Origin of the sequence: Veillonella parvula, assembly GCF_001553335.1 — a bacterium.
Lineage (GTDB): Bacteria > Bacillota > Negativicutes > Veillonellales > Veillonellaceae > Veillonella > Veillonella parvula_S.
This window is the reverse complement of sequence record NZ_KQ960791.1, coordinates 326954-335328: the sequence shown is the minus strand read 5'-3', so window position 1 is coordinate 335328 and position 8375 is coordinate 326954. Positions and strand designations below refer to the sequence as shown.

The window sequence follows — 8375 nt, the reverse complement described above, 5'->3', positions numbered from 1 at the left end:
CTGGGGGTTTAGTCATGCCTATTCGGCGTACAACGAAAAAAAGACCTACAGTAAACTGTAGGTCCTTATATTTTTGGTGCGGTTGGAGGGACTTGAACCCTCACGAGCGTACGCTCACCACCCCCTCAAGATGGCGTGTCTGCCATTCCACCACAACCGCATGGAATACAAATGGTGCCTCAGGACAGAATCGAACTGTCGACACACGGATTTTCAGTCCGTTGCTCTACCAACTGAGCTACCGAGGCATGATTTTTTGTAAAAAAAAATGGCGACCCCGATCAGATTTGAACTGACGATCTTCGCCGTGACAGGGCGACATGTTAACCGCTACACCACGGGGCCGCGTATCAACTCACGTTGACTACTTGTACATAATATCATGGATTTAAGAGCAATGCAACTATTTTTTAAAAAAATATTATTACAAATCTATTAAAATAATTGATTATATTTGATAATCGTTATTTTATAGCTTTTATAAATGTATCTCTATAATATATTACAGGAATCCCCCTTATATCGTCATAATTCATCAGTTTTCACAATAGTACAATTTTCTCTACAAGCTTCACTAGGTATAGGCTTTACTAGAAATCATCCTATTCTTTACTCAATATGCTACAATATGTATATATTCAGTATGAAAATGACTCTATAGAAACATGAAAGGATTCGCTGTGAATAAGTTCAATTCCAAAGGTGTTATTATCGCTCTTATCATAGCCATTGTAGGAGCGATGGCCGCAGCATGGTACTTCTTGTGGTATCTGCCACATACACCGGCCTACACATTAAAAATCATTCACCAAGCAGTACAAGACAAAGATGCAGACGAAGCATTGCGTCACGTAGATATAAAATCCATTATAAAAAATATTGTAGAACGAGAAGGCAATAAATATGTCGATACATCTACCCCACTTGGTAAAGCTACAATAGCAGCTACCAAAACATTTGGACCAGCTCTTATCGAAGACGTAATACGGACCTATATCGAAGATCCTGACAGCTTTAAATCTGAATCACCTACTAATGATACAACTACAGCAAATGACGATAATAAGTCTATGGTAGATCGTCTTATTGAAGGTCGCCTATTTAAAGAACACGATGTAGAGGTTAAAAACCTAAAATCAGAAGATAATGATGATACGGCTACCGTAACTGTAACAATACAAAATAATAAAAAGAATATGACAAAAGATATAAGAGTTTTGATGCGTCATTTAGGAGATGGCACATGGGTAATTTACGATATTCCTGATATCGAAGACCTATATACTATCACTAGAAAATAAATATCTTTGTCTTTTCTAACACTTTAAATGGCAGAGTTTAGAAACCGTAAAAAAGAGTTAAGTCGTTTTCTAGATGAGCTATTTACATTGTAAAACCAACAAAGGACAGTATCTAATTTTCAATAGATACTGTCCTTTTATTATCATATTATCTTCTTAACTTAACGATCGTAAGTTCTCATATAGAGCGAAATTATACGTAACTTAATTAGCAAATATAACTAAATCCACTACAATGGGATTTTATCTATCAAAATCTACAATAGCCAAGGTTACAGTCACTTGTGAAATAAGGCGTTGTACATCATCTATCATATCAAAGCGCCATACGTGGGAGGTCTTGCCTTTCACTAGTAATGTTCCTAAGGCTGTTAACGTTCCTTCACATCTTACAGGACGTAGGTGATTAGCAGTTACAGACTGGCCTACGCCAAATTTATGAGAACCTACCAGCTCATTGCTCATCATGCCTGCAATAATTTCTGCAAAAGCTAAGGTAGCACCACCATTTAAATAGCCTTGCGGTTGTTTATGAAATTCATTTAAATTCATTTTTGCAATACATGTAGTGTCGCTCGTCATACGAGGTACATCGATTTGTAAGGATTCAATTAAATTCATAGTGTTCGTTTCTCCATACAATAGGCTTCTAGCCGGTCATCAAAGACTGTTACACCTAGTCCATCACCATCAGGGACCTGCATAATACCCGCTTTAAAGGTTAAATCTGGGAAAATAAGATCTTGTTCAAAATATCGATTTGAATCGGACAAATCCCCTGCCATATAGGAATCTCCTAATGCGGCAAGCTGGGCATGAAGCATTTTAGAAACCCCTGACTCTACCATGCTACCAATCCAATAGGGAATATGACGTTCTCTACATAGATTAATAGCCGCTTTTGTTGGAATAAGCCCCCCCATGCGCCCTACTTTTATATTAAGCACATCAATCAAACCATATTCGATAGCATAGGACAAATCATCATATCCTAAAATAGACTCATCCAAACAAATTGGCGTATAGATTTTCCAATCACCATGATTAAGATGCTCCCACTTCCAATCTTTATAAGATTGAAGGTTTGCTATCGCAAAGGGCTCTTCAATACAAGCTAGACCTAAATCATCATACTGACGGACCTTATCTATTTCTTGATATGAATAGCTTCGATTTGCATCAGCCGCTAAGACCAAATCCGGATAATGTTTGCGAACTAAAGCTACGCGTTCATAACCATCTATAGGATTTACCTTTAATTTAATCCGCTTACAACCATTTACTACATGATGCGCTACAACATCAAGTAATTGGTCTATTGGCACATCACCGACGACGATACCACTTTCAATTGTCTCTTGTAAAGGTTGATCCATAATGTAGGAAACAGAATTTACACCTATCCGTTCACAATGAAGATGAATAAGCGCATTTTCTAGAGCCGCAATAGCCATAGGCATATTGTCTCGATTGCGCCAAAATTGTAATTGTCGTACATAGGTCATCAGTGGCTTAGGCCGCATCAAGCGCAGATTAAAGATATAATCATCTACTAAGGTTTTCCAACAGGTTTCTACGGTCTCAAATGTATAGAATGGATCTGTGAAAGCTACGCATTCCCCATATCCTACATACCCTTGTTGGTCTTCAATGCGAACAACGATAGTCTCTCTTTCTTTCACCTCGCCCTTGGCAGTCTTAAAATTGAACTTCAGTGGCAATTTAAGGCGATATGTAGTTATACTTTTAAAGTTTAAAATATTATTCATAGGCGCCTCAATTTTATAATTTCAATTCATTACGCAATATTTTGCCAGTTCCATTTCGAGGCAATGCGGTTAATACTTTTACATATTTCGGAACCTTATATTTCGCTAAAGAGTTCGACATAAAAGCTAGAATATCCTCTGGTAGCAAACTTTTACCATCATGAAAGGCCACAAAGAGGGCTGGCACTTGTCCCCATTTAGCATCAGATACTGGTACAACCGCACATTCCTTCACCGATGGCAACGTATATACTAAATCCTCTAGTTCCTTAGGGTAAATATTTTCACCCCCAGAAATGATGAGATCCTCACGGCGATTCAAAATATAAACAAAGCCGTCCTCATCGATGTAACCAATATCATCTGTATTAAAGTCTCCATCGATAGGTTCCTTGTTGATATAACCAGTCATAACCATCGGGCCCGTCAAATGAATTTCGCCTACCCCATCTGTATCAGGATTATCGATACGAACCTGCATGCCAGGCAATGGCTTACCTACAGATTCTCGTTTATGAGAATACTCCAATACAGAGAAGGTCACGCTTTGACTAAAGGTTTCCGTCATGCCGTAGGTCTTATAGATAGGCAAAGATTTCTTTTCACAAGCTTCAATGAGAGCCATAGAAATGAATTCTCCACCGAGCAATATAACACGTAATGCATGGTGCGTAATATGTGGCTCTAATTGAGTCAAAATAGTGGGCACTAAGGACATCATATTGATTTGCTCAGATTCTATAAGTTTGAGAACTTGAGCTTCATCATATTTAGGCAAAATAGTGACAGCCGTCCCGTTATAAAGAGACCTCATCAAAATAGATAAACCACTTACATGAAACAGAGGTAGTACCATTAGCCAATTATCCTGCTCTGTTTTTCCTAGTACCTCTTGGGAGGCTTGTACATGAGCTTTAATTTGTCCCCATCTAAGCGGCACAGACTTAAATTGCCCCGTAGTAGCGCTCGTATTCATGATAGCAGCAATGTCTGCATCCGCAAATATCCAATCAAAGAAGTCCTCGACCGATAAATCCGATAGAATACTTTCTAGAGTTTCAAACTCAATTGCAACAACTGAATTAGAGGTCTTCGAATCAACGAAATGAGATAATTGATTTTCAACAGAATCTGATACTATAGGGTCAACTAAATTTGATACTTGAGATTCAACGGCATCAGGCAATTGATTACGTCGTTCTTTACTATGTAATACAGTGGTAACACCTAATTGATTCAATTGGTTCGCTATTTCGTTTGGTTTAAGATGTACATTAAGTAAAAGTACCTCTTTATGAACTAGCATAGCAGCCAACACATACATTGCCATGGTCACAGAGTTATCAGACAAGATAGCCACACGAGATGCGTCTAAAGGCACTAAATTACGAGCTACATGGAGTACACCACGGTATATATCGTTATAGGTATATTCATTTATACATTTACGATTAGGGTAGTGCTGTGCACCATAACGTAACCACTCCATCATCTCACCTCGTATCTAAACCTAATCACTAATAAGTAATCACTAATTACCAATAAATAGTAAATAATAAGTAAAAACTAAAAAAATAATAATTGAAATATGATAAATAAAGAAATATTACAAGAAAGGCGCCTCCTATAGAGGCGCACTTGTCGTTTTAACCGTTAATATAGTCCGTCATATAGGACTGTATCGACTCCCAATTAAGGGAATTTAGGGAATTGTTTGAAGTTAGGTTTCCGTTTTTCTTTGAACGCGTCACGACCTTCTTTCGCTTCATCAATTGTATAGTACATCAATGTAGCGTCCCCTGCGAATTGTTGTAAACCTGCAAGGCCATCTGTGTCGGCATTGAAAGCGCCTTTCAACATGCGCAAAGCCATTGGAGATAATTCAAGGATTTCGCTACACCATTGAACTGTTTCTTCTTCCAATTTGTCAAATGGTACAACCGTATTAACCATGCCCATTTCATACGCTTGAGCTGCTGTGTATTGACGGCACAAGAACCATACTTCGCGAGCGCGTTTGTGACCGATCATACGAGCCAAGTAACCTGCGCCATAACCAGCGTCGAAGGAGCCTACACGAGGACCAGTTTGACCGAACTTAGCATTTTCAGAAGCGATTGTAAGGTCACATACGATGTGTAACACATGACCGCCACCGATAGCATAACCATTAACCATTGCAATAACAGGTTTAGGGATGACGCGAATTAAGCGTTGTAAATCGAGAACGTTCAAGCGAGGCACATTGTCTTCACCTACATAACCACCGTGACCACGTACGCTTTGGTCACCACCAGAGCAAAACGCCTCTTTATCTTCGCCCTTACCGTGGTTAGCACCAGTCAATACGATTACGCCTACTTCGTTATCTTCACGAGCTACTGTGAAAGCATCAATTAACTCCATTACCGTTTTAGGACGAAACGCGTTGCGCACTTCTGGACGGTTAATAGTAATCTTTGCAATGCCATTATATGTTTCGTAAATTACATCTTCATAATTACGATCCAATACTTTCCAATCAAATTTGCTCATGGACTTAACCTTTCTTCTGTAAAAAATCCAATACCGCTTGTTCAAAAATCTGCGGTTTTTCTATATGTACATTATGCCCCGCCCCTTCAACGATGACATGATTAAAACTTGGCAACTTGCCAAATACATCTCTTCCTATTGTAGTATATTTTGTATCTAATGCGCCACTCACATATAAACCTTTAACAGAAAATTTTTCTAATTTATCCCCTACATAAGGCATTACGCCCTGCCCTGAGCCACGCAACGTACAAGCTAATGCGTACGTACTATTATTGGATCGACGTAGATAGATTAATTCCTCTACCCCTTCTGAAAGTTGTTTTTGACTTTCAAAAATAGGAACCTCCGCCCATCGTGTAGCAAACCAAGCACCATCATGTTCTTCGATATTAACTGCTAAGTCTTCATCCGCCTTGCGGCGTTTTGCTCGCTTAGCATCAGAAGCGATGCCTACCGAGCCACTTTCAAGAATGAGACCTTTGATTTCACGTTCATACTCCAACGCATAGGAAAGTGCAATACGAGCACCCATGGAATAGCCCATGAGGTAATAGCTTTCACCAACCATATGATAGATAACTGTATGCAAGTCCTCTATCATTTGAGGAATGGTATAGGCCTTATCCTCATCAGGAATATCTGAATCACCATGGCCGATCAAATCGATACGGACCACGCGATACCCCGGCAGATTAATAGCATCCCAAGTATAGCTCGATTCAGAGAAGCCGTGTAAACATACAATAGGTTCCCCTTCACCTACCACAGTCAAACCGTAGCGGTACTCGCCCAAGTCAAAATACATACGCTGAGCTGGATTACATAAAGCATTATCTACAATACTGCAAAAATACTGACTCATAGTAATGCCTCCATATCAACTGAAACTTTTGTATATTTCTTATGTAACTGTCGACTATATTCCCGGTCTGTAGGTATTTCAATGATATGAACGCCAGATTCCGTGCTAACTTTAGCTAATACACGACTCAATTCATCAGGATTAATAATCTTAGTATAACCACAGCCATATAATTTAGCTGCTCCACTATAATCTAAGCCTTGTGACGTAGAGAACAAATAATCAAAATGCTTTGTTCCCTTTTGCAGTAAATATTCAAAAATACCGCCTCCATCGTTATTATGCAAAATAATCGTCAAATTTAGATTTTGCGTTTTAGCGACCGCTAAGCCGTTTAGATCATGGAACAAAGACAAATCTCCCGTTACAAGATATGTAGACTTACCATTTGTGGCAAGACCTAGTGCAGTTGAAACGGTGCCATCGATACCATTAACACCACGATTACCGTAAAGAACGGCATCGGACTCACCAGAGAACCAGAAGTAATCAAAGTCGCGAATGGTCATACTATTTGCCACTAGCACTTGGCTATTATCAGGAATATGCTGTTGCAACTCGCGTATCGTGCGACCTTCAAAAGAACTTGGTTCTTCTATGGCTGTACTTAGTTGAGCTTTACCAGCTACTTCTAAACGTTGCCATCTATTAAGATATGCATTAGATTCGTTCTTTACAGCGAACAAATGCGTAAACATATCTATGCTTGCTTGCATATGCATGGTGGTTTTCCCCGTTGGATTCATAGAGTCCATTGTGGGATTTACCTCAATATACTCCACATTATCCCAACTTGCTACCATTTGCTGTACCCGTTTCGACACAACGATTTGGCCAAACTGAATCACACAATCCGGCTTTAGTACAGGCCATAATTCTTTATCCGCTAAAAATGCATCATATGTGGAAATCACAACATCAGAGACTTGTTTATCCTGAGTCATATTTGTATCATTACTACGATTGCTAGCAACTTCATGATTGTCATCAATAGCACCAGCCTTATGACAGCGTCTTACATTAGACAATGGGTCCGCCAAGATAGGAGCTTGTAAATTCTCCGCAAAGGAATGAATAGACTCAACTTCATCTACATTAATTTGTGGACCAGCTAAAATAAGGACTCTCTTATACTGTGCAAGCAATAGATTAAAGTTATTAGCGTTATTAGCGTTATTAGCACTATTATCAGTAGTATTTTTAGTATAACTTACGTCACTTACATTACTTACATTACTTGCATTACTTGCATTACTTGTATTACTTGCATTATTACTTCTATTCTGGTAGCTGAATACATCACCGTAATTAGGTTTAAACACTTTGTAAGTACTACGTCCCACTTCAAAGTGCTTACGATCTAGTTCAGGCACTAATGGCTCAAAGAGCGGTACATTGATATGCACTGGCCCCTTTTTGATGTCCATAGCTTTCATATACGCCTTGCGTGCTACTTGTCGTGGATATGTGTAGTAATGCTCATCTTGGGGCACCGATAATTCTTCATAATAGTTTACATCTGTACCAAAGATTTTTTGTTGATCTACTGTTTGTGGAGCCCCTGTATGTAGCAAGGTATAAGGTCTATCGGCAGACAATACAATAAGAGGTACCCCACTATATTGAGCCTCTAAAATAGCGGGCAAATAATGAGCCACTGCGGAACCGGATGTACAAACTAACACAGTTGGTTCTTTATGAGCCTTTGCAATGCCAAGCGCCATAAAGCTAGCAGAGCGCTCATCTATATTCATATATGTTTCAAAGCCTTCATACTCCGTGAAAAGCATAGCCATCGTCGTAGAACGAGAACCAGGGCTAAACACAGCATACCGGACTCCGAGTTGGTAAAACTCATCTACCAAGGCAGCAATATATTCGTTCATTATATTCCCTTTCAACAAC

General features: G+C 39.2%; 7 protein-coding genes and 3 tRNA genes. 1 reads left to right on the top strand and 9 read right to left on the bottom strand.

Annotated features, from left to right (window positions below; all coding sequences use genetic code 11):
• Positions 1-74: 74 nt before the first annotated feature.
• From HMPREF1865_RS05410 to HMPREF1865_RS05400, 3 genes are all read right to left on the bottom strand, one after another.
• A tRNA-Leu gene (locus HMPREF1865_RS05410) sits at positions 75-160 on the bottom strand.
• 12 nt (positions 161-172) lie between these two features.
• Positions 173-248, bottom strand: a tRNA-Phe gene (locus HMPREF1865_RS05405).
• 21 nt (positions 249-269) lie between these two features.
• A tRNA-Asp gene (locus tag HMPREF1865_RS05400) sits at positions 270-345 on the bottom strand.
• A gap of 320 nt (positions 346-665) precedes the next feature.
• Here HMPREF1865_RS05400 and HMPREF1865_RS05395 point away from each other — a divergent pair.
• A complete protein-coding gene (locus tag HMPREF1865_RS05395; protein WP_060919454.1) occupies positions 666-1301 on the top strand; it encodes a hypothetical protein in 636 nt (211 codons plus the stop codon).
• Between the two features lie 243 nt (positions 1302-1544).
• Here the strand turns inward: HMPREF1865_RS05395 and HMPREF1865_RS05390 are convergent, their stop codons facing one another.
• From HMPREF1865_RS05390 to menD, 6 genes are all read right to left on the bottom strand, one after another.
• Positions 1545-1922, bottom strand: coding sequence for a PaaI family thioesterase (locus HMPREF1865_RS05390; protein WP_060919453.1), 378 nt, complete (start codon positions 1920-1922; stop codon positions 1545-1547).
• The gene (gene menC / locus HMPREF1865_RS05385) at positions 1919-3070 is read right to left on the bottom strand and encodes an o-succinylbenzoate synthase (RefSeq protein WP_060919452.1); all 1152 of its coding nucleotides are present in this window, start codon (positions 3068-3070) and stop codon (positions 1919-1921) included. The genes HMPREF1865_RS05390 and menC overlap by 4 nt, the downstream gene beginning before the upstream one ends.
• Positions 3071-3083: 13 nt before the next feature.
• Complete coding sequence (gene menE, locus HMPREF1865_RS05380) at positions 3084-4562, bottom strand: o-succinylbenzoate--CoA ligase (protein ID WP_060919451.1); 1479 nt, start codon at positions 4560-4562, stop codon at positions 3084-3086.
• Between the two features lie 200 nt (positions 4563-4762).
• On the bottom strand, positions 4763-5605 hold the full coding sequence (gene menB, locus HMPREF1865_RS05375; RefSeq protein WP_004693709.1) for a 1,4-dihydroxy-2-naphthoyl-CoA synthase: 843 nt from the start codon (positions 5603-5605) through the stop codon (positions 4763-4765).
• Between the two features lie 4 nt (positions 5606-5609).
• Positions 5610-6470, bottom strand: a complete 861-nt coding sequence (menH, locus tag HMPREF1865_RS05370; protein ID WP_060919450.1) for a 2-succinyl-6-hydroxy-2,4-cyclohexadiene-1-carboxylate synthase — start codon at positions 6468-6470, stop codon at positions 5610-5612.
• Positions 6467-8356 (bottom strand): 2-succinyl-5-enolpyruvyl-6-hydroxy-3-cyclohexene-1-carboxylic-acid synthase, encoded by a 1890-nt coding sequence (menD, locus tag HMPREF1865_RS05365; protein ID WP_060919449.1) that lies wholly within the window; start codon positions 8354-8356, stop codon positions 6467-6469. Before menD ends, menH begins: the two co-directional genes overlap by 4 nt.
• Positions 8357-8375 lie beyond the last annotated feature (19 nt).

Excerpts from the sequence above, each read along its gene's own strand:
- menC (WP_060919452.1), bottom strand. The coding sequence starts at position 3,070 with ATGAATAATATTTTAAACTTTAAAAGTATAACTACATATCGCCTTAAA.
- menE (WP_060919451.1), bottom strand. The coding sequence starts at position 4,562 with ATGATGGAGTGGTTACGTTATGGTGCACAGCACTACCCTAATCGTAAA.
- HMPREF1865_RS05395 (WP_060919454.1), top strand. The coding sequence starts at position 666 with ATGAAAGGATTCGCTGTGAATAAGTTCAATTCCAAAGGTGTTATTATC.
- menH (WP_060919450.1), bottom strand. The coding sequence starts at position 6,470 with ATGAGTCAGTATTTTTGCAGTATTGTAGATAATGCTTTATGTAATCCA.
- HMPREF1865_RS05390 (WP_060919453.1), bottom strand. The coding sequence starts at position 1,922 with ATGAATTTAATTGAATCCTTACAAATCGATGTACCTCGTATGACGAGC.
- menD (WP_060919449.1), bottom strand. The coding sequence starts at position 8,356 with ATGAACGAATATATTGCTGCCTTGGTAGATGAGTTTTACCAACTCGGA.
- menB (WP_004693709.1), bottom strand. The coding sequence starts at position 5,605 with ATGAGCAAATTTGATTGGAAAGTATTGGATCGTAATTATGAAGATGTA.